Origin of the sequence: Pseudomonas brassicacearum (genome assembly GCF_003732225.1) — a bacterium.
Lineage (GTDB): Bacteria > Pseudomonadota > Gammaproteobacteria > Pseudomonadales > Pseudomonadaceae > Aquipseudomonas > Aquipseudomonas brassicacearum_E.
Genome location: NZ_MOBJ01000034.1, coordinates 519,170 through 542,461, shown reverse-complemented (window position 1 = coordinate 542,461; position 23,292 = coordinate 519,170). Strand labels below are relative to the sequence as shown.

Sequence of the window (23,292 nt, the reverse complement as noted above, 5' to 3'; positions counted from 1 at the left end):
ACTCCAGCTATCAAGGCCATAGGTGATCGGTGGCTATCCGCAAAACCTGTGTGTGAGCTTTTTGTGGGAGCGAGCTTGCTCGCGATGCAGGCAACTCGGTTTATCGACAAAACCGAGGTGATGCCATCGCGAGCAAGCTCGCTCCCACAGTAGGTTTGTGCTGCTGCGGGAATCTGGTCTGGATCAGCTATAGTGCCGCGCGGGTTTTGTTATGGAGACATCCCTTTGCGTATCGCTTTACTTTTTTCGGCCTGGTTGTTCAGCGTGAGTGCCTATGCCGCGCCCAATGACTTCGCCACGCTGGATCGCAGCACCTGGCCAGAGCAACTGGGCAGCCCGACCCTGTTCGATGTCGCGTCACGCGCAGAAATCCTCACCTTCGCCCGAGCCTTGCTCGTCAGTGAAGCGCTGGACGAAGGCGCTTTGAAGCAGCGCCTGGGCTTGCGCATGATCAACCTCGATTCGATCAACAAACTGCGCGCGCACATGTGGCTGCGCCTGCTCGCCAACTACAACTTTGCCCAGCAGAGCTGTGACCAGGATGCCTCCTTCTGTTTTCTGGTCGAAGACATGGACACCCTGCGAGAGCAGGCCGGCAAGTTCCAGCTCGGCGAAGACTCGTATTACACCCGCTGGGCCGAGCCGAGCCGGCGTTTTCACGAGCGCTATCTGGACGAACAACTGCGCAAGGCTGCGTTGTTTCCGCAGACCAGCAGCGAAGTCGAACTGTTCGGCGACTATGAGCGCAACGGCGATGAGCTGAATGATCGGCTGTTTGTGCTGAGCTTCGACAGTGCCGCCAACATCGCGCCGGACCACACCGCCTGGCTGACCGAGTACCTGCGCAAGTCGAACCTGAGCGGGACCTTCTTTGTGCTGGGCAGTGACATCCAGAACCGTCTGGCACAACATTCGGTGGCCGAGCTGCAAGCGCTGTACTCAAAGCAGTGCATCGGCGTGCAGGGCTGGGAGTTCCGTTCCCACAGCCATTGGCAGGATTGGCAGTACTCGGTCACGCGCAGTGTCGAACTGGTGAAGAACAAGCTGCCGGAGAACTTTGTGCCGCTGTTCCGTCCGCCCAACGGTCAGCGTCGTGCCGATGCGCAGGGTTTCTTCAAGACTCAAGGGTTGCAGGTCGCGCTGTGGGATATCGACCCGGCGGACGGCAGTCGCCAGCTCACGGCTGAGCAGAGCGCGCAGCGGGTGCTGACATTGATGCTGTTGTGGCGTCACGGGGTGATCAATTTCAACGTTAAACAGGACGCGGTGAAAACGGCAATGCCCTGGTTGTTGACGCAAACCGCGCAAAGCGGGATCGGCTGGGAGGATTGTCAGTCCGCTTTTCGTTGAAACGCGCCCTTCCCCAAAAAAAGGCCGGAAACATTGGGGTAGGGGCGATTTTGAGAGGGATTTCGATGCAGGCGGACTTCCGACTTTAACGGTGCCGGGTCGGCGCGCCAAGGGCTTTTCGTCACTCTGAAAAATAAACTTCAAAAAAACGTCAAAGTGCTTTTTTCTGTCACAGGTTTTGGAGTATTACGAAGACAGACCGCCGAAACCTGCAACACAGGTGGCGTCTTCCAAGACCCCCTTGTGTGCAGTTCACTTGAGTCGTGCAGTTCATTTGGGTACGGCAGGTGAATTCGGTGGCCACTTCGAGGCGCAGCACTGTCATGGTATTGCGTCGACTGGCTCCCACACAGGTGACCGAGTATGGATGATCACGGACGTAGCCCCTCCAACCAGCCAATCCTTTATGTACTCGATACCAACGTATTGATCCACGATCCAAACGCGCTCCTGAACTTCGAAGAACACCACGTTGCCATCCCGATGACCGTCCTTGAAGAGCTGGACAAGCTCAAGAGCGGTCCTCACAGTGTTGCGGCCGAATGCCGTCAGGCCATTCGCCTGATCGACAAGACCCTGGGCGACGCCTCTCCCGAAGACGTTGAACTGGGTGTACCGATCCAGCGCGGAAAAAGCGGGCCCAAGGGTTTGCTGTCGATTCTGATGAGCAAGCGCACCGAGCCGAACATCATTCTGCCCGAGCACCTGAACGACAACATCATCATCAACCAGTTGATCGACCTGCACGCGCGTGACAAGGATCTGCGTGTGGTGCTGGTGACCAAAGACATCAACATGCGCCTCAAGGCCCGGGCTTGCGGGATTGCGGCCGAGGACTACAGCACCGACCAGTTGGTTGATGACGTGTCGTTGCTGCCCAATGGTTATCACAACATGACCGGCTCGTTCTGGGACCGTGTCAGCAAGGTCGAAACCCGTCAGGACCATGGCCGCACCTGGCACCAGGTGCAACTGATCGACAACCTGCCGGCCGTGCATATCAACGAATTCATCATCGACGAGCAGGGCTTTGTCGGCTGGATCAAGGAAATCCAGGTCGACAAGCTGCTGATTCTCGACCTGCATCAGGAACCCCTGTTGCACCAGGAAGCCTGGGGCCTGAAACCACGCGACATCTATCAGAGCCTGGCGCTGTACGCCTTGCTCGACCCGGACATCCACCTGGTCAACCTGTCGGGTGCTGCGGGCTCGGGTAAAACCATTCTGGCACTGGCGGCGGCGATCGAGCAGACCATGGTCAGCAAGCGCTACCGGCGCATTATCGCGACCCGTAGCGTGCAGGGGCTGGACCAGGAAATCGGTTTCCTGCCGGGCACCGAAGCAGAAAAAATGGAGCCTTGGCTGGGCGCCATTACCGACAACCTCGAAGCCTTGCACATGGATGACGAAAGCACCCATGGCAGCGTCGACTACATCCTCAGCAAAGTGCCGTTGCAGTTCAAATCCCTCAACTACATCCGGGGCCGCAGCTTCCAGCAGAGCCTGATCCTGATCGACGAATGCCAGAACCTCACCCCGCACCAGATGAAAACCATCATCACCCGTGCCGGCGCCGGTTCCAAAGTGGTGTGCCTGGGCAACCTGGCGCAGATCGACACCCCTTACCTGTCCGCGACCAGCTCCGGGCTGACCTACCTGACTGAACGCTTCAAGGATTTCCCCAACGGTGTGCACATCACCCTGCAAGGGGTGCCGCGTTCGATTCTGGCCGAATACGCCGAATCTCATTTGTAACCTGTCCCACCAGAGCCGGGTGCCTTCCAGGGCACCCGGTTTTTTATGCCTGAAACATAACCCCTGTGGGAGCGAGCTTGCTCGCGATGGCGGCGTGTCGGTCAACATCATTGCTGAATGTCAGACGGCTATCGCGAGCAAGCTCGCTCCCACATTGGTTTGTGGTGGTCTTGTAATCAAACGTGCGAAAAATTGACCCACGGGTTTACAATCGCTGCTCCTGATCAGGAGTAAGGCTGTGCTGACTCATCTCGATTCCCAAGGTCGCGCCAATATGGTCGACGTCACCGAAAAAGCCGTGACGTTCCGTGAGGCCACGGCCGAAGCGCTTGTGCGTATGCTCCCTGAAACCCTGCAGATGATCGTCAGCGGTGGTCACCCCAAAGGTGATGTATTCGCTGTGGCGCGCATTGCCGGCATTCAGGCGGCGAAGAAAACTTCCGATTTGATCCCGCTGTGCCATCCGCTGATGCTCACCAGCGTCAAGGTCGAGCTCAGTGCCGAAGGCCACGATGCGGTGCGCATCGTCGCCCGCTGCAAGCTGTCCGGGCAAACCGGGGTGGAAATGGAAGCACTGACCGCTGCCAGTGTCGCCGCATTGACGATCTACGACATGTGCAAGGCCGTGGACCGTGGCATGGTCATCGAAACCGTACGCCTGCTGGAGAAACTCGGCGGCAAGAGCGGGCATTATCAGGTGGCCGACCAATGAAGCTGACGGTGAAATTCTTTGCCCGCTACCGCGAGGCGCTGGGCGTTGATTCCTTGAGTGTTGAAGGCGATTTCGCCACGGTCGACGATGTGCGTTTGTTGTTGGCGCAACGCGAGGGCGCCGAGGTGCTGAGCGAGCAGAACCTGATGTGCGCGCGTAATGAAGACTTGTGCCAGCTCGACGAGCCACTCGTCGATGGTGATGAAGTGGCGTTTTTCCCCACCGTTACTGGAGGTTGAGATGGCGATTCGCGTGCAGTCCACGGCGTTCGATCCGGGTGCTGAAGTCAATGCGATGCATGCGGCGAATGTCGGTGTTGGCGCAGTGGTGAGTTTTGTCGGTTATGTTCGCGACTTCAATGACGGGCTCGATGTGGCCGGGATGTTTCTTGAGCACTACCCGGGCATGACTGAAAAAGCCCTCGGCAAAATCGCCATTGAGGCCGAACAGCGCTGGCCGCTGCTCAAGCTGGAAGTGCTGCACCGCATCGGTGCTCTGGAGCCGGGCGAGCCCATCGTCTTCGTCGGTGCCGCGAGTGCCCACCGCCAGGCGGCATTCGATGCCTGTGCCTTTGTCATGGACTACCTGAAAACCCGTGCGCCGTTCTGGAAGAAGGAAAACACCAGTGACGGCCCGCGTTGGGTGGAAGGGCGTGACAGTGATCACGCGGCGGCGGATCGCTGGAAGTAGTCAGTAGCCTGCTGTTTCTTTGTTGGCTGTCAGTCCGCTATCGCGAGCAAGCTCGCTCCCACAGTTGATCTCCATCAGACACAAATTTTGTGTCCGACGAAGATTCACTGTGGGAGCGAGCTTGCTCGCGATAGGGCCATCAACAACACAGAATATCCTCCAGATTCACCTCCCGACCAGAGGCTGAAAGAACTGCGCGCGCCTGATTGACGGGAAATACATAAAAGTCCAGTATGGAATTATAAGTACAAAAAAGATGTTTCCCGTTCCACTTTCTTCTGTCTTGCCAAACCAACAACAACCCGCGAGAAAACGAACATGAAGAAGCTCCCCCTGATCGGTGGCCTGGCCCTGAGCCTGTTGGCGTGCAGCAGTCTGTTTGCCGCCGAGAAAACCCTGCGCATCGGTATCGAAGCGGCGTATCCGCCGTTTGCCTCCAAGACCGCGGATGGAAAAATCACCGGTTTCGACTATGACATCGGTAACGCGCTGTGCGCGCAGATGAAGGTCAAGTGCGAGTGGGTCGAGGGCGAGTTCGATGGTCTGATTCCCTCCCTCAAGGTGAAGAAAATCGATGCTGCGCTGTCGTCTATGACCATCAACGAAGATCGTAAAAAGTCGGTGGACTTCACCCATAAGTACTACTTCACTTCATCGCGGCTGGTGATGAAGGACGGTGCGGTAGTTGATGACCAGTACGCAAGTCTCAAGGGCAAGACCATTGGTGTGCAACGGGCAACCACCACGGACCGTTACGCCACGGAAGTCTTCGAGCCCAAGGGCATCAAGGTGGCGCGTTACGGCAACAATGAAGAGATCTACATGGACCTGGCCGCCGGGCGTCTGGATGCCATTTTCGCCGATACCATTCCGCTGAGTGACTTCCTGTCGATGCCTCGCGGCAAGGGCTACGCCTTTGTCGGGCCGGAGCTCAAGGATCCGAAATACGTGGGCGAAGGTGCAGGGATTGCGGTGCGCAAGGGCAACACTGAATTGGTCGCCCAACTGAACAATGCTATTGACGGTATTCGCGCCAATGGCGAATACCAGAAGATTGAAGCCAAGTACTTCAAGTCGGATATCTACGGCGATTGATTGATAGCCATCGCGAGCAAGCTCGCTCCCACATTAGTCCTGCGAACACAGGTCCATTGTGGGAGCGAGCTTGCTCGCGATGAGGCCCTACCAGCCAACACACCTCTCAGGTCAGGTTTCAGCCTTTCAATTCTTTCAAATGCTTGTACACCGTCGCCCGTCCCATGTTCAGCACATTGGCCACATAGTTGGAGGCGCTTTTACCCTTGAAGGCACCTTCGGCGTGCAACGCCAGCACCAGCTCGCGTTTGTGCTCGCGGGTCAGCACATTCAGACCCAGTTGCCGCTCTCGCAGCCAGTTATGCAGAAAGGTGTTGATGCGCTCCTGCCAGTCGTCGCGAAACAGCGCGTCAGGTTGCGGGATCAACTTGCTCGGTGAGAGAAACAGATCCAGCGCCGCCTTGGCGTTTTCAAACAGCGAAATATTCAGGTTGATGCACAGCACGGCAATCGGATGGCCTTCGCTGTCGCGCAGTACGCTACTGAGACTGCGGATCTTTTGCCCATCCCAATTAAGCTTTTCGTAAGGGCCGATATTCCTCTCGCTGATCTCTTCGCTGAGCATGTCCTCCAGCGCGGCGTCGGCGCCCACTTCCCGCTTGGAAATGTTGTTGGCGATGTAGTCGATTTTCTGCGTGCGCAGGTCGTGCAGCACCACCTCGGCGTGGGGGAAAAACAGCGTGGCAATGGCGTCGGCGATCGCCCGGAAGTTATCCAGTGCAGGATCTTGAAGAGGTGGGGTCATCGGTGTTGCTCCAGGCAATCAGCGCCCCATAGAGAAAGGGGCGCTGGGAGTTTGCCGTAATCGAGGTCAGACGTCACCTTGGCGGCAGGTTCAGCCGAGGCGGGAAGGGGAGAGCATTGCGGCGCTGAGGCCAAAGCGGCTGAGTTGTTCCGGCAAGGCGTCACCGCGAACCAGCGCGGCACTGGCCTGACCCATGGCGGGCGAGGTTTGAATGCCGTAACCACCCTGCGCGGCCACCCAGAACAGCCCCGGCACCTGCGGGTCGAATCCGCTGATCAGATCGCCGTCGCTGACAAAACTGCGTAAGCCGGCCCAGGTCCGGGTCGGTCGGCGGATGGTCAGGGTGGTGGCTTCTTCGATCTGGTAGATACCCATGGCAATGTCCAGTTCTTCTGGCTGCACGTCATGCGGCTCGACGGGGTCGGCATTGGCCGGCGAACCGAGGAACATTCCGGCATCGGGTTTCATGTAGAACGATTCGTCGAGGCTGACCAGCATTGGCCAGTCGTGGATGTCCGCCCCTTCGGGACCTGCGAAGATGAAGGCTGCGCGACGCTTGGGGACCAGCCCCAGAGGTTTGGCGCCGGCCATCTCACCGAGTTGGTCGGCCCAGGCGCCAGCGGCATTGATGATGATCGGTGCGCTGAAGGTCTGCTGGGCGGTTTTCACTTGCCAGAGATTGCCGGCATCGCGCGTCAGGCTCAGGACTTCGCTGTCGGTGTGCACTTCGCCCTGGTTGCGGCGGATCCCGCGCAGGTAGCCTTGATGCAGGGCGTCAGTGTCGATGTCCGTGGCGGTGGGGTCATAGATCGCGCCATGAACTTTCTCGCGGCGCAGAATTGGAATTCGTGCACAGGCTTCGTCGGCGCTGAGCCGTTGCATCTGCGGCACGGTCGCCTTGGCGCTCAGGTATTGGTTGTTCAGCTCGTCCGGATCACCGGTGAAGTCGACCGTCATCTCGCCGCGCGGGGTCAGCAGTGGGTGTTCGCAGAATCCGGCCGGCGGTGCATCGAAGAAGTCCCGGCTGGCCTGGGTCAGTGCGCGCACTTGCGGCGTACCGTAAGCGGCGGTGTACAACGCGGCCGAACGCCCGGTGGAATGGTAGGCCGGGTGGGATTCGCGTTCGAGCACGATCACCCGACCGTGTTGCGACAGCCAAAAACCGGTGGAAGCACCGGCAATGCCACCGCCGATGATGATGAAGTCTGCCTGGGTCATGAACGTCTCCTGATGGGCGCAAATGCCGAAGATTGAGAGAACCCTTGTGGGAGCGAGCTTGCTCGCGATTGCATCACCGCTGTTCGTCTGACGGATTGCGGCGTCTGCATCGCGAGCAAGCTCGCTCCCACAGGGAAAGCATTTCGTTTCAATTCTGGTGTTGCAACTGATAAAGGGCATTGGCCAGGGCAATGTCTTCCAGGCCCAGACCGATGGAACGGAAGAACACATGGCGATCATAAGCCGGACGTGGCGCCTGTTCGCTGAGCAGTTCGGCCAGGTCGCCAACGATCGCACTTTTCTCCCAGCCATGTTGTTCACTGGCGATCAGCATTTCGCCGGCAGAACCTGGCGTGGTCAGGCGATAGTCGCAATAGACCTGCATTTCACTCAGCGTTGCAGGCGGCACCTCGTGGGCACGCACTGCGTTGGTGCTGATGGAGGTGATCAGCGTCGGTTTGCTCAAGGTCCGCGGGTCGATCACAGGTCCTGCAGACGAGGTGCACAGCATGATCACATCGGCGTCCTGGATCGCTGCTTCGCGGCTGTCTCGCACCTTCAGGCGCGAGTCGATGGCCGAGAGTTGCGCGAGCATTTGCGGATCCCGGCTCGCCAGATTCGGCGAATAAAGGCTGATGCTTTGCCAGTCCCGTACATTCTTCGCGTAATGCAGATGAGCCTGGGCGACCGGGCCGCTACCGATGATTGCCAGGCGCGTGGCGTTCGGCAGGGCAAGGGCATCAATGGCGACGGCAGTGGTCGCGGCGGTGCGGGCGGTGGTCAGTTCACTGGCATCGCAGAGCAGCAGCGGCTGGCCGGTTTGCATCGACATCAGCAGCGTCCAGGCGGTCACCAGCGGACCTTCCTTGCGCACGATGTAGGGCGAGGTTTTCACCCCGTACACACCATCTTCGGCCAACACCCCGAGGTAGTTGATGAAGTCGCCAGCGCCTTGTGGAAACTCCACCAGTTGCTGCGCTGGCTGCACGGCCTGGCCAGCAGCCAGATCGCGGAACAGCTTGCGCAGGATCTTCGGCACGTCGACTTGATCAAGCAGTTCGCGGGCCTGGGGTTTGGCGATCACATAAGGTGTGTTGGGCATGCAGATGCTCCGTGGATTCGCAAGTAAACTAATTTGTCCATTGTGGACTTATTGTTCTGTTTGGCAATATCCAGGCGTAAAAAAAGCGCAGTCCGTTGCCGGCTGCGCTTCTTTTGTTACGACACGACCTTATGGGCGTTTGCGCTCTACCGGGCGCAGCAGATGGGTCGGCGGGGTTTCGCAACTGATCTTGCGACCCAGCAACGCCTCGATGGACGGTAGCTGGTAGGAGTCGTCTTCACCGGCGAAGCTGATGGACACGCCATCGGCGCCAGCACGACCGGTACGACCAATGCGGTGGACGTAGTCGTCCGGCACTTCCGGCAGAGTGAAGTTGATCACGTGGCTGATGCCGTCGATGTGAATCCCGCGACCGGCGACATCGGTGGCCACGAGGACGCGGATCTTGCCTTCGCGGAAACCTTCCAGGGTCTTGATGCGCTTGTGCTGCGGAACGTCACCCGACAGTTGGGCCGCGTTGACGCCATCACGCACCAGGCGTTCTTCGATGCGCCGCACTTCGTCCTTGCGGTTGGCGAAGACCATCACCCGTTCCCAACCGTTGTCGGTCACCAGGTTGTAGAGCAGCTTGTATTTATCGGCACCGGCAACGGCGTAGATGTGCTGTTCGACGTTTTCGCTGGCCACGTTCGCGACTTCGATCTCTACGATCGACGGGTCGGTGGTCCATTGCTTGGCCAGGTTCATCACGTCTTCAGTGAAGGTCGCGGAGAACAGCAGGGTCTGACGTTCGTTTTTCGGTGGGGTCTGGCGAATGATCTGACGTACTTGTGGGATGAAACCCATGTCGAGCATCCGGTCAGCTTCGTCGAGCACCATCACTTCGACCATGTCCAGGTGCACGTCGCCGCGCTGGTTGAAGTCCAGCAGACGGCCCGGGGTAGCCACGAGGATGTCGCAATGGCGAGCTTCGAGGTGTTTGAGTTGCTTGTCGAAGTCCATGCCGCCAACAAAGGTCATGACGTTGAGGCCGGTGTACTTGGTCAGGTCTGCTGCGTCCTTGGCGATCTGCACCACCAGTTCGCGGGTCGGTGCAATGATCAGCGCCCGTGGCTCGCCCATGTAGCGCTCTTTCGGCGGTGGGGTTTGCAGCAGCTGAGTGATGATCGAGATCAGGAATGCGGCGGTTTTGCCGGTGCCGGTCTGGGCGCGACCGATGGCGTCTTTGCCGGCCAGGGTGAAACCCAATACCTGCGCCTGGATCGGCGTGCAGTACGGGAAACCCAGGTCCTGGATGGCGTGCATCAGCTCCGGGGCCAGCTTGAAATCATGAAAACGGGTTTTGCCTTCCTGAGGTTCGACGGCGAAATCTTCGAGTTTCCAGGCGACGACAGGAGGTTTCGGCGCGCGTTCGCGGCGCGGTTGCGCAGGTTTTGGCGTCTCGCTGTGCGGTTGCTGTGTAACAGGTTCGGCAACAGACTCGGTGGCCGGAGTGTGCGCGGGCGTATGTTTCGGTGCCGCGACAGCTGCGGTCCGGCCAGACTGATGACCGTCGGTGCGGTTGCCGGGTGTGTGGGAAGGTGCGCTGGAGCTGGGCGCGAGCTGCTCAGCCTCGCTTTTACCGAACATTTTCTTGAGTGCTTTGAGCACGGTCATCTCATCAATTGGTTAAGGAATGTACGCCGGCCAGTGTAATGCAAGAAACGGGCGCGGCGTAGTGTGTTGGTCATACAGCTACAGGAAGTTTCTGTATTAGCGCAAGCGGTCCGCGAGCCAGACGCTGATATCGCGAATTTCTTCAGGTAACACTTCGTGACCCATTGGGTATTCCTGCCATGTCACGGTGACACCACGGGTCTTCAAATGCTCGTATGCGCTGCGTCCCATGGCGTTCTGTACAACATCGTCGTATTGACCATGCAGGCACAGCACTGGAATCCGCTGTTGGCTGGCTGAAAGTTCCAGTTCATCGCTGAACGTTGGCGCATAAGTGGAGAGGGCCAGTACGCCACCCAGCGGTCCCTGCCATTTCAGGAAAGCGCTGTGCAGCACCACTGCGCCGCCCTGGGAAAAACCCGCAAGGAAAATCCGCGAGGCGTCTATTCCGCTGGCGCGCTGCTCTTCGATCAGCGTTATGACGGTTTGGGCCGACACCTCCAGTTCTTCGTGATTGATGCTGCGTGCGGGGCTCATGGCCTTGATGTCGTACCAGCTCGGCATCTCGTAACCACCATTGATGGTCACTGCGCGGGTCGGTGCCTGGGGCAGGACGAAGCGGGTGGTCAACAGGTTTTCCTGCAGGGCTTCGGCCACCGGCAAGAAGTCGTAGCGGTCGGCGCCCAGGCCGTGCAGCCAGATCACGCAGGCGTCAACAGGCTTGCCGGGCTGAAGAATAAGGGGCTGGGTCATGTTTGCTCCAATGTTGTGCGTTCGCTTTCTTTGAGTGCGAGCTCAAAGTGCACGGCTGGTCTTTCAGTTAAGAATATGTCGCAAGAATGAAAGTTTTTCTCTTGACTGGTCGCTGAATCGCTTTAGCAGCCGGTCTGGTACGGGCTTTGCTATGGAAAAACCGGTGCAAGTAATCCTGCGTCTGGCGGTAACACTATCAGTGTACTGCTGGCTGTGGGATAGCAAAGAATCCGGTGATGGATGTTCGCCAGTGGCCGCTACGGGCTTCGCGAACGTGAAAGGGCTACAGCCCGTTCGGCCGATTGGTGAGAAGTGAGTTTTCCATGATGTGGATTTTCTCCTACTAGACTCATAGCTAAGGTCTTACGCCGCTTGACCCAACAAAAAGCCAACACGGGTCAACAGTGCCTCATAAGGGTGCGGCAGGACTCAAGCTCCGACACAACAAGAGCAAAACTGGAGGTTTGAATGAAGATGTTGAAATCCACCCTGGCAGTCGTGACTGCGGCCGCAGTTCTCGGTGTCAGTGGGTTCGCTCAGGCGGGTGCAACCCTGGATGCTGTGCAGAAGAAAGGCTTCGTGCAGTGCGGCGTGAGCGACGGCTTGCCGGGTTTCTCGGTTCCGGACTCTACTGGCAAGATCGTCGGTATCGATGCTGACTACTGCCGGGCTGTGGCCGCTGCTGTATTCGGCGACGCGACCAAGGTCAAGTTCAGCCAGTTGAACGCCAAGGAGCGCTTCACTGCTCTTCAATCCGGCGAAATCGACATGCTGTCGCGTAACTCCACCATGACCAGTTCCCGTGACGCGGGCATGGGCCTGAAGTTTCCTGGCTTCATCACCTATTACGACGGCGTAGGTTTCCTGGCCAACAGCAAGCTGGGCGTGAAGAGTGCCAAGGAACTGGATGGCGCGACCATCTGTATTCAAGCCGGTACCACCACCGAGCTGAACGTGTCCGACTACTTCCGGGCCAACGGCCTGAAGTACACCCCGATTACCTTCGACACCTCCGATGAAAGCGCCAAGTCGCTGGAATCCGGTCGTTGCGACGTACTGACCTCCGACAAGTCCCAGTTGTATGCACAGCGCAGCAAACTGGCCTCGCCTAAAGATTACGTGGTTCTGCCGGAAACCATCTCCAAAGAACCTCTGGGGCCGGTCGTGCGTAACGGTGACGATGAGTGGCTGGCGATCGTTCGTTGGGTTGGCTACGCGATGCTCAACGCTGAAGAGGCCGGTGTCACTTCGAAAAACGTCGAGGCTGAAGCCAAATCGACCAAGAACCCGGACGTCGCCCGTCTGCTGGGCACTGACGGCGAGTACGGCAAAGATCTGAAACTGCCGAAAGACTGGGTGGTAAAAATCGTCAAGCAAGTCGGTAACTACGGCGAAGTCTTCGAGAAAAACCTCGGCAAGAGCACTCCGCTGGAAATCGACCGTGGCCTGAACGCCCTGTGGACCAACGGCGGCATTCAATACGCACCACCAGTGCGCTGATGGTTCTATCACCCGGCGGGCCAACCGCCGGGTGATGTTCTGTTCCATTATTTCTGGGGCACTTCATGCAAAATTCAATCGGCGCACCAAAGCAGAGGCTCAGCCTCAGCGATCCGCGAGTGCGTGCGTGGCTGTTTCAGATCATCACGATTGTCGCGGTGATCTCGATGGGTTGGTACCTGTTCAACAACACTCAAACCAACCTGCAACACCGGGGCATTACCTCCGGTTTCAGCTTTCTTGAGCGCAGCGCCGGGTTCGGCATCGCGCAACACCTGATCGACTACACCGAATCGGACAGCTATGCCCGGGTGTTTGTCATCGGCTTGCTCAACACCTTGCTGGTGACCTTTATCGGCGTGATCCTGGCGACGATTCTGGGGTTCATCGTTGGCGTGGCACGGCTGTCGAAGAACTGGATCATCAATAAGCTGGCGACAGTTTACGTTGAGACTTTCCGCAACATTCCGCCGCTGCTGCAAATCCTGTTCTGGTATTTCGCGGTGTTCCTGACCATGCCAGGGCCGCGCAACAGCCATAACTTCGCCGATACCTTCTTTGTCAGCAGCCGTGGCCTGAACATGCCGGCCGCGCAGATGGCCAGCGGGTTCTGGGCGTTTGTGATCAGCCTCGTGGTGGCTGTCGTCGCCATCGCGCTGATGTGCCGCTGGGCCAACAAGCGCTTCGAAGCGACCGGCGTACCCTTCCACAAGTTCTGGACCGGCCTGGCGCTGTTTCTGGTGATTCCAGCCTTGTGCGCACTGATCTTCGGTGCGCCATTGCATTGGGAATTGCCGAAGCTGCAAGGCTTCAACTTCGTCGGTGGCTGGGTGCTGATCCCGGAACTGCTGGCCCTGACCCTGGCCCTGACGGTGTACACCGCGGCGTTCATCGCCGAGATCGTGCGTTCCGGGATCAACTCGGTCAGCCACGGTCAGACCGAAGCGGCGCGTTCGCTGGGGCTGCGCAATGGTCCGACCCTGCGCAAGGTCATCATCCCTCAAGCCCTGCGGGTGATTATTCCGCCGCTGACCAGCCAATACCTGAACCTGGCGAAGAACTCCTCGCTGGCGGCCGGTATCGGTTACCCGGAAATGGTTTCGTTGTTTGCCGGCACGGTGCTGAACCAGACCGGGCAAGCCATCGAAGTAATTGCCATCACCATGAGCGTGTACCTGGCGATCAGTATCAGCATTTCCCTGCTGATGAACTGGTACAACAAGCGCATTGCGCTGATCGAGCGGTGAGGAAACGCGCATGACGACTCATATTTTCAAACCCGACCTGCCACCACCCGGCATCCGCATCGGTGTCGTGGCGTGGATGCGCGAGCACATGTTCTCCAGTTGGATCAACACTCTGCTCACGCTGTTCGCGTTCTACCTGATTTACCTGGTGGTGCCGCCGATCCTGCACTGGGCGATTCTTGATGCCAACTGGGTGGGCACCACGCGCGCCGACTGCACCAAGGAAGGCGCTTGCTGGGTGTTCATTCAACAGCGTTTCGGCCAGTTCATGTACGGGTATTACCCGCCTGAACTGCGCTGGCGCGTCGACCTGAGCGTGTGTCTGGCAGTGATCGGTATCGCACCGCTGTTCATCTCGCGTTTTCAGCGCAAAGCGGTTTACGGCCTGAGCTTTCTGGTGCTCTATCCGATCATTACCTACATCTTGCTGCACGGCGACATGCTTGGCCTGACCAACGTTGCGACCAGTCAATGGGGCGGCCTGATGCTGACCCTGGTGATCGCCACCGTCGGTATCGTCGGCGCGTTGCCGCTGGGGATCATGCTGGCGCTGGGCCGACGCTCGAACATGCCGGCGATTCGCGTGGTCTGCGTGACCTTCATCGAGTTCTGGCGCGGCGTGCCGTTGATCACGGTGCTGTTCATGTCGTCGGTCATGCTGCCGTTGTTCCTGCCTGAAGGCATGAACTTCGACAAGCTGCTGCGGGCCTTGATCGGGGTGATCCTGTTCCAGTCGGCTTACGTGGCCGAAGTGGTGCGCGGTGGTCTGCAAGCGATTCCCAAAGGTCAGTACGAAGCCGCAGCAGCGATGGGCCTCGGTTACTGGCGCAGCATGGGCCTGGTGATTCTGCCGCAAGCCCTGAAGCTGGTGATTCCGGGCATCGTCAACACCTTCATTGCGCTGTTCAAAGACACGAGCCTGGTGATCATCATCGGCCTGTTCGACTTGCTCAACAGCGTCAAGCAAGCCGCCGCCGACCCGAAATGGTTGGGCATGGCTACCGAAGGCTATGTGTTTGCGGCCCTGGTGTTCTGGATTTTCTGTTTTGGTATGTCCCGCTATTCCATGCATTTGGAACGCAAGCTGGACACAGGCCACAAGCGTTAGGAGCGTAGTTTATGAGTGAAGCGATCAAACAGCCTGTGAGCCCTGAAGGCATTATTCAGATGCAGGGCGTGAACAAGTGGTACGGCCAGTTCCACGTATTGAAAGACATCAACCTGAACGTCAAGCAGGGCGAGCGTATCGTTTTGTGCGGTCCGTCGGGTTCCGGCAAGTCGACCACCATTCGCTGCCTCAACCGTCTGGAAGAGCACCAGCAGGGCCGCATCGTGGTCGATGGCGTGGAGCTGACCAATGACCTGAAACAGATCGAGGCGATTCGTCGCGAAGTCGGCATGGTGTTCCAGCACTTCAACCTGTTCCCGCACCTGACCATCCTGCAGAACTGCACGCTGGCACCGATGTGGGTGCGCAAGATGCCCAAGCGCAAGGCGGAAGAAATTGCCATGCATTACCTGGAGCGCGTGCGCATTCCAGAGCAGGCGCACAAGTTTCCGGGGCAACTGTCCGGCGGTCAGCAACAGCGTGTGGCGATTGCCCGTGCGCTGTGCATGAAGCCCAAAATCATGCTGTTCGACGAACCGACCTCGGCACTCGACCCTGAGATGGTGAAAGAGGTTCTGGACACCATGATCGGCCTGGCCGAAGACGGCATGACCATGCTCTGCGTCACCCACGAAATGGGCTTCGCCCGGACCGTGGCCAACCGCGTGATCTTCATGGACAAGGGCGAAATCGTCGAACAGGCTGCGCCGAACGACTTCTTCGACAACCCGCAGAATGAGCGCACCAAGCTGTTCCTGAGCCAGATCCTGCATTGATCGAAGCCAGGCTGTGAAATAAACCCGGACCTGTTCCGGGTTTATTTTTGCCTGATGTTCAGGATCAGGAGGCCAGAACTGTTTCTTGTTCCGGGTAACGTGTAATCAACAACTGCTTTAAATCGACACCCTCGCTCAGGGCATGCACTTCGGCCATCAAATGAGGATGCCGATCAAGCAAACGCATCAGCATGAACAACGGCTGAGGCGGTGCGAGTTCGCCACGCTCGTAGCGGGAAAAGGCATTGTGCCCGCCGCCCGACAGTAATTTCACTGCCTCCTTTTGCGTAAGGTGCAGTTTGCGGCGAATGCGTTTCATCTCGGCTGCCATGAGCTGCCGGGAGTCCTCGAGCAATTGATCACTAGCCTCGGAATAACGTTCTGCGCTGCCGTCATCGAATTCGATTTCACTACAGGCCTGGCACTCCCATCCGGAAATATCGTGCACCTGACGCGTCAACTGTCTGAAGTCGATGGTGAAGCTTCGCCCGTCGAAATGCTGCATCCCGTCCTGGGCACCGCAGCTGAAGCATTGCTGTGTTTTCATGTGTCTCTCTCCTTGAAGGAGATTACCGGCGGACCACCGCCTGGGCGGTAGGTCACCTTGAGGTAAATCTCCGTATCACGAATTCTTGCGTGGTAGACGTCCTGCCAGACCTGATAGTCCGTGTAAGTTGTCATGGATTTGTAGAACATCCTCTGCTCCAGGGCGCAGACGATTTGCTGCATTTGGGCAAGACTCAAATCGAGCCTTCGGCCTCCTTCCCGTGCGCTACCGGTAAACGCTTTGGAACCTAGCCTTACTACCTCCGCCTTGACCACCGACAGGTCGTAATGAGGTGTGTTCTTTTCCATAAGACACCTTGCACCTTGAAATATAAATTACCCTCAAAGGGTAATTTTAACAATCGAAAATCCAGCTCTGTTTCCTGCCTCCTAACCCTAGGTGGTTGTCCTCTCGGACGAAGCTGACTAACATGTCAGAAAATTCATCCTATGATTGGATGAAAGGGCGAATTCCATGACAGACACATCCCCACTGGTTAAGCGTTCTCTGGTCGATCAGGCCCTTGAACAGTTGCGCCTGCGTATTAACAACGGCATCTGGACCGTCGGCCAACGACTGCCCACAGAGCCTGAACTGGCGACCGAACTGGGCATTAGCCGCAACACCGTGCGCGAAGCCATGCGGGTGTTGGCGTTTTCCGGCTTGATCGAGATTCGTCAGGGTGACGGCAGTTACCTGCGGGCGGTGGTCGATCCGCTCGACACGATGAAAGCCTTGTCCCGCTGCTCCCACGAGCAGGCCCGTGAGACCCGACACATTCTGGAAGTCGAGGCCATCGGATTGGCGGCATTACGCCGTACCGATGAAGACCTCATCGCACTGCGTGAAGCGCTGGGCGTGAGTGGCCGTCACTACCACGGCGACCTCGACAGCTACATCGCCTGTGACCTGGTGTTCCACCGGCGTTTGGTCGATGCCGCGCACAATCCGACCCTCAGCGAGTTGTATCGCTATTTCTCCAGCATCATCGGCGCGCAACTGCGCCAAACCCTCAACATCAGCCCCAGACGTCAAGAGGTGTTCGACCTGCATATCGAACTGCTCGATGCCGTCGAGCAGCGCGACCCGGAGCGGGCCAAAGCCATTTCCCGGCAGTTGATCAATGAACCTTGAAACCGAGACCCCCATGTCCAGCCAGCAGGCGAGCCCCAGCAACACGACACTACCCAAACGCACGGCAGAGCTCGAAGAGTTGCTGATCGATGCCGAGGCCGATGACGAACAGGTTCAACAAAGCCATCCGGTTTTACGTCGCCCGTGGTTATTGTTGCTGGGGCTGATTCTGGTGGCGCTGAACCTGCGTCCGGCGCTGTCGAGCATGGCGCCACTGCTCGGCGATGTGTCAAAAAGTCTCGGGCTGTCGGCGGCCCAGGCCGGTTTGCTCACCACGTTACCGGTGCTTTGCCTTGGGCTGTTCGCCCCGCTGGCCCCGCTACTGGCGCGGCGTTTTGGTGCCGAGCGAGTGGTGCTGGGGATTTTGCTGGCGTTGGCCGGCGGGATTATTCTGCGCAGTTCGTTCGGTGAGATCGGCCTGTTTGCCGGCAGCATCCTCGCGGGGGCGAGCATTGGCGTGATTGGCGTGCTGCTGCCGGGCATCGTCAAACGTGACTTTGCCAAACACGCGGGCACCATGACCGGCGTTTACACCATGGCCCTGTGCCTGGGCGCGGCCATGGCGGCCGGCGCGACAGTGCCCTTGAGTCAGCATTTCGACGAAAGCTGGACGCTCGGTCTGGGCTTCTGGGTGGTTCCGGCGCTGGTCGCAGCGATCTTCTGGTTGCCGCAAGTCGGTCAGAAACATGGTGCGCACAACGTGGCGTATCGGGTACGCGGTCTGCTGCGTGATCCGCTGGCCTGGCAAGTAACCCTGTACATGGGCCTGCAATCCTCGCTGGCCTACATCGTCTTTGGCTGGTTGCCGTCGATCCTGATCGGCCGTGGCCTGACCCCGACCCAGGCCGGGCTGGTGCTGTCCGGTTCGGTGATCATCCAGTTAGCCAGCTCGCTGGCGGCACCGTGGCTGGCGACGCGCGGCAAGGATCAGCGGTTGGCGATCGTCATCGTCATGCTCCTGACCCTCGGCGGTCTGTTCGGCTGCCTCTATGCACCGATCGAAGGCCTGTGGGGCTGGGCGATTCTGCTCGGACTGGGGCAGGGCGGTACGTTCAGCCTGGCGCTGACCCTGATCGTGCTGCGTTCGCGCGATGCCCACGTGGCGGCCAACCTGTCGAGCATGGCCCAGGGGTTCGGTTACACGTTGGCCTCCATGGGCCCGTTCGCAGTCGGTCTGGTGCATGACTGGACAGGCGGCTGGACTGCGCTGGGCTGGATCTTCGGGGTCATTGGCCTCGGCGCGATCATCGCCGGTCTCGGTGCCGGTCGTTCGCTGTACGTACAGGTCGAAAGCGAAAGGGTCTAGATCCAGCGTGAGTGGGGCTATGCATGAGGTACCTCCCGCGTCGCCGAACCGTCCGCTCGTGCCGATGCAGCGAGCGGGCGGTTCAGCGTCAAGACTTACAGGTAATTAATCTCGAGCGTCCCCAAGCCATCGAGCTCAATGGCCGTGCTCAAGTCCAGGCTTGAGGTGGGGGCGATGACCGCGTCCACGGTCACCGTGGTGGTGAGGTTCTGGATCGCGACCGGTCCCGAAGTGCTGCCGGCGCTGTCGGTGAAACCCAGGTAGCTTTTTTGGCCGATCGGGATAGGGCTCGCGCTGGCGCTGCTCCAGGCCACGCCAGCGGTGGTGGAGTCGGTTCGATAAAGGCGGGCGAAGCTGTCGGCGGTGGCGTTGGCCGGGTCGAAGTTCAGCGAGTACAGTCCGATTTTGTTGGCGCTGTTATCCAAACCCAGGCCGTAGTAAATCTCGCTGTTGACCGTGGCCGAGCCGGCGCGGTTGTCGTGCATCAGCAGGGCAAAATGTGTAGGCGCATCGCAGCCGACCCTTAGCGTCAGGGTTTTAGGTGGCAACCGGGTGCTCCTGTCGCTATTCAGGTTGCTCTTGGACAGAGGGCCGAAATCGACCTTGCCCAGATTGGACAGCATCGGTTCGCAAGCACCTGGCGCGAAGCTGGCGCGCAGGGTGGTTTCCCGAGAGCGGCCCGCAGCGACTGCGTCGAATACGCCGGTGGTTTCCCAAGTGACCGCGTCACGCACTTGCATCGCTTGTTCCTGAACCCAGGCAGTCAGCTCAAGTTGCGCCGAAAAACTACGCCCCTGAAGCGGGATGCCGGCGCGTACCGGCACGACGCCGTGCTCCGGTCGCCAGATCAGACTCGAAGCCGTTGCTCCGGGTACCTGGCCGGCACTGGCAATTAACCCCAGCTCGACCGACTGGCCATCAAGCACGGCGTCGCGTATACGCATTTCATAACTGCCGCGTTCGGCGAAGTGATAGCGCTCGGCGGTCGCGGCGATGGCTCGATAGAACACACTCATGTCGGTGGGTTGTGAACAGCTCAAATTCAGACTCAAGCGACGCTCGCCCAAATTGCGCTCGGGGGTTGTATCGGGGCGTACCGCCCGGTTCATCAGCCCGTAGTCGAGCACCGGCTGGCTCAGGTTGAGCTGACAGTCGTCGGCTAACGCCCAGGCCAGAGGCGTGAATCCGCTCAGCACCAGGGGCGCGAGGGTCGGAATTAAATAGCGGGACAGGTTCATGCATTCATCCTCAGAGTGCCCGGCACTGGGCAGCGGCAGTCTCGTAGTACGCCTGGGTGTCGGCCTTGGCCGGCAGTTCGAAGTCAAGTTGGCAACGGTCCAGCCCCGGCACAGTTACCCATAGCGCACGGGTGTCGAGGACATTGGGCAGAAACACCAGGCCACCGTCCTGAACCAGCGTGACGAACTCGCCATCCTCGGTATTCACCGTCGCGCCACGGGGCAGCGGTGATCCATCGCCAGTGGTGACCTTGAGCAATGCCCGACGCGTCATCGTGACCCCGAACTCGACTTTGTCCACGGCACCGCGACCGGCAGAAATCACCGCCAATCCATTGTTGATATCGACATTGCGCGGCAGCGAGCGGGTATCGACTTCCACCGCACTGCGCCCATAGGCAGCGACCTGCGGGACCACCGCCTGACCTTGCCAGTCGGTCCAGACCGGACCGCTCGGGGTCGTGACTTTGATGGCATCCATGTCGCCCACCGACAGCAGCGCGAAGGTGTCCCGCACCGGATACGGCGACAGCGTCAGGCCGCCGCTGTGCAGCACGGCGGCGCCACGGGCGCCGGCCTGATAGCTGGAGCGTTCGGCATCGGAGCGGGTGTAACTCAAGTCCAACTGGCTGTAGCGTGGCAGGAGCGATACGCCGACAGAGGACTGCACTTGTTTGTCACGGGTGTCGTGTTCGACCCCGACCCGATAACCCAGCTGATCGTTGACCCGCTCACTCAAGCCCACACCACTGCGGTACTCGCCGCCAGAGTTGCGCACCCAGGTTCGAGCCCGGCGGCTTTCGCCCAGCGGGATGCTGAAATTCAGGTACACGCTGTCATCGCGGCGGTTGGCGCCGCTGACTTGCCATTCGGTGGTCGCCGAGACCGAAACGCCGGCAATGTTGGTGCCCCACGAGGCCAGGGCGCGGCTGCTGCTTTGTCTGTCGAATGAAGTTGAGCGACTGATCCCGCTGCTGAATGCACCCAGGCCAGGATGTGACCACGCCAGCGCGGCGCTTTGTTGATCTCGGTAACGGGACTTGCTGCTGTCTGACTTTGTGTCGAACACCGCGTCCTCAAGTTCGCGATAGCCGAAGGTCCGGTATGAGCTTCCCGCATTGATCGACCACTGTTCGTTAAAGCGATGTGAGACGGTCAGGCTGGCCTGAAGTCCCTGGGCAGGTTCGCCCCGACTGGCATCCGCGCCCAGAAGGGTGGACTGGATCTGCGTTTCGGCCGATGGCAACAGGCCCAGGCTTGCGCCCGCTGCACGGTAGTCGGCAGCGCCCGTCACGCCTGCGCTGAGCTGTAGCTGCGGATGAAGTGCGCCGCTCCAGCCGGCACTGATCAACCATGGATTGGCATTCGTTGTGTCTGCGCTGTTGCGCACCTGGCCCGCGGCCAGCGAATAGCCGGGCGCTGGCAGGCGGATGCCCAGCATGGCGGCGGGCACGGTAAAGCGTCGCTCGCTGCCATCCGCCTCCTTGACCGTCACCTCAACGTCGGAACGACCGTCGAGCCGACGTACATCGTTCAACGAAAAGGGGCCGGCGGGCACCACCGTAGAGTGAATCAGCGAACCGTTCTGCCGAACCTCGACCTGCGCCTGGCTGTGAGCAATCCCTTCGATGGCCGCGCTTTGGCCTTCGACCCGCAGCGCTTGCTCGGTCATGGCCTGTACACCGGTGATCCGCGCGCCGGCGAGCACCGGGTTATAAAGGTTGATCTGACCGACCTGGAGCACCGCTTGCTGACTGGCAAACGTGCGTTGGGCGTAAGCTGCAAGATGGCTGGTGCGGGAGACGTCGTCCTGCCAGGTCTGTACCTGACGACTGCGCACGATCCAGTCTCCGGCGTTGAAACCGAGCTCGGTGTTGGCGGCTGTGTAGCGACTCGACTGGTCGCCGTTAAGGCTGTACAGACCCGTAACGTCGTAATTGAGCAAACCGGCGATGCCGCCGGTTTGATAACCCGAAAAGTCCCGAGTCGCCGGCCGTATCGCATCGCTGGGCACGACCAATGACAGGCCCAGGTTTGCCGGGTCCTGTTCAATCAAGGCTTGCGGCCACATGCCGAGGAAATCGTGGCAGGGTTTGTCGTCCAGCGTTCGGGTGGGAACGCTCAGGCTGGCCGCATCCAGCAGGACGCGATCAAAGCACAACGTGCCATCGTGATTGAAGGTTGCGTCCACCCGACCATGGCGTTGACCGTTGACCGTGAGGGTGACCGGTTGTCTTCCGGCGGGGAAGCGTGAGGTTGCCAGCAGCAAGGTCGCCAGCGCTGGGTCGATACCGCGTTGTTGCAAGGTGTTTTTGTCAAACGATGCCGGCAACAAAACATCGCCATGGGCATCGAGCAACATCAGCAGGCTGCTCAGCAATAACGCTGCCTTGGCCCAGAGCCGCGACAGGTGAGGACGAGCGACGACCCGGATAGCGGGCACGGCTTCGCAATCACGGTAAATCAATACTGTGTTCATGGGGGGTCGCTTGGTTTATGCCTGCGTGCTGGCCGATTTCACTGTGGCTTCAGGCACGCGTTTGGCGATGGTCAAGGGCCGTCGCCTTGAAAAATCGGCGCTCATTGTTCTGTTGGGGCGCTGTCGGAGGTTGGCATTCTAGGGTTTGATCGGTGCCTCATAGTGCGGCACCGCAAAGCCGTAGACGGTCGCCGGTTGAAAGCGCACGTGCGTCGCGACCCCGGTTGAAGGCGAAACACTGATGTGCTCACCGGGCAACACGTACGTCTTCGGCAACATCGCCTGACCCGCCGACGGAAGCAATTGCACCTCCTGGGCCAGGCGTACCACGTACGGGGTGTCGTTGCGCACGATCAGTTGACCATCCTGCAGCGACCATTGCAGGTCGGTCCATGGTGTGCGATTGGGTGCCAGGCCCTTGGGATGAATAATCAGCGGCAGATTCTGGCGTACGGTCACCCCCACACGGGCATGTCCGGCTTCGGTGGCCGGTTGTCCCTGGGGTATGCCTTCAAAGATCACTCGCTTCAAACGTTGAGTAAGCAAGGGTTTCTCCGATTGCAGAATGAAGCGCACCAGTTGGGTTTTGGACGCCTCGACACGAGCCAGCGGTGGGGTCACGAACACCAGGGGCTCCTTGTCCTCGGGAATGTCTTCGATAGTGACATGCAGCAGCGCCAGACTGGCGTCGGTGTTGGTCACGGAAACGGCGGCCTCGCCGTCGGCCTCCTTGACGATCACGACCGAGGTGTCCGGAACCATACCGTCGGCGTTGGCTTGTGCGGCCAGCAATAGTGCGAGCGCGCTGATACCGATATGGATGAGGTAACGCGTGGAAGATATAAACATCGGCATGAGGTGTCTCGTTGAGTGTGACTACGACAAGATCGGTGGCCGGGCGGCCTTGGAGGGCAACGGGT

At 59.3% G+C, this 23,292-nt stretch carries 22 protein-coding genes; 12 read left to right on the top strand and 10 right to left on the bottom strand.

Annotated features, from left to right (window positions below):
- Positions 1-225 precede the first annotated feature (225 nt).
- The 6 genes from BK659_RS27075 (at position 226) to BK659_RS27050 (ending at position 5,602) form a co-directional block, all read left to right on the top strand.
- Positions 226-1,350, top strand: coding sequence for a polysaccharide deacetylase family protein (locus BK659_RS27075; RefSeq protein ID WP_123428758.1), 1,125 nt, complete (start codon positions 226-228; stop codon positions 1,348-1,350).
- A gap of 363 nt (positions 1,351-1,713) precedes the next feature.
- On the top strand, positions 1,714-3,105 hold the full coding sequence (locus tag BK659_RS27070) for a PhoH family protein (RefSeq protein ID WP_123428756.1): 1,392 nt from the start codon (positions 1,714-1,716) through the stop codon (positions 3,103-3,105).
- Between the two features lie 238 nt (positions 3,106-3,343).
- Positions 3,344-3,817: a cyclic pyranopterin monophosphate synthase MoaC gene (moaC, locus tag BK659_RS27065; protein WP_123428754.1), complete on the top strand. Its 474-nt coding sequence runs from the start codon at positions 3,344-3,346 to the stop codon at positions 3,815-3,817.
- Positions 3,814-4,056, top strand: a complete 243-nt coding sequence (locus tag BK659_RS27060) for a MoaD/ThiS family protein (RefSeq protein WP_123428752.1) — start codon at positions 3,814-3,816, stop codon at positions 4,054-4,056. The genes moaC and BK659_RS27060 overlap by 4 nt, the downstream gene beginning before the upstream one ends.
- Position 4,057: 1 nt before the next feature.
- A complete protein-coding gene (gene moaE / locus BK659_RS27055) occupies positions 4,058-4,507 on the top strand; it encodes a molybdopterin synthase catalytic subunit MoaE (protein ID WP_123428750.1) in 450 nt (149 codons plus the stop codon).
- A gap of 318 nt (positions 4,508-4,825) precedes the next feature.
- Entirely contained in the window at positions 4,826-5,602 is a 777-nt protein-coding gene (locus BK659_RS27050; protein ID WP_123428748.1) for an ABC transporter substrate-binding protein, read from the top strand.
- Positions 5,603-5,720: 118 nt separating this feature from the next.
- Here BK659_RS27050 and BK659_RS27045 read toward each other — a convergent pair whose 3' ends face one another.
- From BK659_RS27045 to BK659_RS27025, 5 genes are all read right to left on the bottom strand, one after another.
- Positions 5,721-6,347, bottom strand: a complete 627-nt coding sequence (locus BK659_RS27045) for a helix-turn-helix transcriptional regulator (protein WP_123428746.1) — start codon at positions 6,345-6,347, stop codon at positions 5,721-5,723.
- Between the two features lie 90 nt (positions 6,348-6,437).
- Entirely contained in the window at positions 6,438-7,565 is a 1,128-nt protein-coding gene (locus BK659_RS27040; protein ID WP_123428744.1) for an NAD(P)/FAD-dependent oxidoreductase, read from the bottom strand.
- A 148-nt stretch (positions 7,566-7,713) separates the two neighbouring features.
- Positions 7,714-8,667 carry an ornithine cyclodeaminase family protein gene (locus BK659_RS27035; RefSeq protein WP_123428742.1) on the bottom strand — a complete coding sequence of 318 codons (954 nt, stop codon included), beginning with the start codon at positions 8,665-8,667 and terminating at the stop codon, positions 7,714-7,716.
- Positions 8,668-8,796: 129 nt separating this feature from the next.
- Positions 8,797-10,284, bottom strand: a complete 1,488-nt coding sequence (gene rhlB / locus BK659_RS27030) for an ATP-dependent RNA helicase RhlB (RefSeq protein ID WP_123428740.1) — start codon at positions 10,282-10,284, stop codon at positions 8,797-8,799.
- A 96-nt stretch (positions 10,285-10,380) separates the two neighbouring features.
- Positions 10,381-11,037 (bottom strand): alpha/beta hydrolase, encoded by a 657-nt coding sequence (locus BK659_RS27025; protein ID WP_123428738.1) that lies wholly within the window; start codon positions 11,035-11,037, stop codon positions 10,381-10,383.
- Between the two features lie 468 nt (positions 11,038-11,505).
- Between BK659_RS27025 and BK659_RS27020 the strand changes: the two genes are divergently transcribed.
- The 4 genes from BK659_RS27020 to BK659_RS27005 all read left to right on the top strand — a co-directional run bounded on the left by BK659_RS27020 (position 11,506) and on the right by BK659_RS27005 (position 15,668).
- On the top strand, positions 11,506-12,537 hold the full coding sequence (locus BK659_RS27020) for an amino acid ABC transporter substrate-binding protein (protein WP_123428736.1): 1,032 nt from the start codon (positions 11,506-11,508) through the stop codon (positions 12,535-12,537).
- Between the two features lie 65 nt (positions 12,538-12,602).
- A complete protein-coding gene (locus tag BK659_RS27015; RefSeq protein WP_123428734.1) occupies positions 12,603-13,784 on the top strand; it encodes an amino acid ABC transporter permease in 1,182 nt (393 codons plus the stop codon).
- 10 nt (positions 13,785-13,794) lie between these two features.
- Positions 13,795-14,892: an amino acid ABC transporter permease gene (locus tag BK659_RS27010; RefSeq protein ID WP_123428732.1), complete on the top strand. Its 1,098-nt coding sequence runs from the start codon at positions 13,795-13,797 to the stop codon at positions 14,890-14,892.
- A gap of 11 nt (positions 14,893-14,903) precedes the next feature.
- Positions 14,904-15,668: an amino acid ABC transporter ATP-binding protein gene (locus BK659_RS27005; RefSeq protein WP_010444394.1), complete on the top strand. Its 765-nt coding sequence runs from the start codon at positions 14,904-14,906 to the stop codon at positions 15,666-15,668.
- A 64-nt stretch (positions 15,669-15,732) separates the two neighbouring features.
- Here BK659_RS27005 and BK659_RS27000 read toward each other — a convergent pair whose 3' ends face one another.
- Positions 15,733-16,215 carry a type II toxin-antitoxin system MqsA family antitoxin gene (locus tag BK659_RS27000; protein ID WP_123428730.1) on the bottom strand — a complete coding sequence of 161 codons (483 nt, stop codon included), beginning with the start codon at positions 16,213-16,215 and terminating at the stop codon, positions 15,733-15,735.
- Complete coding sequence (locus tag BK659_RS26995) at positions 16,212-16,523, bottom strand: type II toxin-antitoxin system MqsR family toxin (RefSeq protein ID WP_123428728.1); 312 nt, start codon at positions 16,521-16,523, stop codon at positions 16,212-16,214. The genes BK659_RS27000 and BK659_RS26995 overlap by 4 nt, the downstream gene beginning before the upstream one ends.
- A 166-nt stretch (positions 16,524-16,689) precedes the next feature.
- Here BK659_RS26995 and BK659_RS26990 point away from each other — a divergent pair, with 166 nt between their 5' ends.
- Both BK659_RS26990 and BK659_RS26985 read left to right on the top strand, forming a co-directional pair.
- A complete protein-coding gene (locus BK659_RS26990) occupies positions 16,690-17,349 on the top strand; it encodes a FadR/GntR family transcriptional regulator (protein WP_123428726.1) in 660 nt (219 codons plus the stop codon).
- Positions 17,339-18,655: a CynX/NimT family MFS transporter gene (locus tag BK659_RS26985; RefSeq protein ID WP_123428724.1), complete on the top strand. Its 1,317-nt coding sequence runs from the start codon at positions 17,339-17,341 to the stop codon at positions 18,653-18,655. Before BK659_RS26990 ends, BK659_RS26985 begins: the two co-directional genes overlap by 11 nt.
- 95 nt (positions 18,656-18,750) lie before the next feature.
- On the opposite strand, the gene BK659_RS26980 is transcribed toward BK659_RS26985, so the two are convergent.
- The 3 genes from BK659_RS26980 to BK659_RS26970 form a co-directional block, all read right to left on the bottom strand.
- Positions 18,751-19,893: a DUF1120 domain-containing protein gene (locus tag BK659_RS26980; RefSeq protein WP_123428723.1), complete on the bottom strand. Its 1,143-nt coding sequence runs from the start codon at positions 19,891-19,893 to the stop codon at positions 18,751-18,753.
- A gap of 10 nt (positions 19,894-19,903) precedes the next feature.
- Complete coding sequence (locus BK659_RS26975; RefSeq protein WP_123428721.1) at positions 19,904-22,372, bottom strand: fimbria/pilus outer membrane usher protein; 2,469 nt, start codon at positions 22,370-22,372, stop codon at positions 19,904-19,906.
- Between the two features lie 138 nt (positions 22,373-22,510).
- Positions 22,511-23,227, bottom strand: a complete 717-nt coding sequence (locus BK659_RS26970; RefSeq protein WP_123428719.1) for a fimbria/pilus chaperone family protein — start codon at positions 23,225-23,227, stop codon at positions 22,511-22,513.
- Between the last annotated feature and the right edge of the window lie 65 nt (positions 23,228-23,292).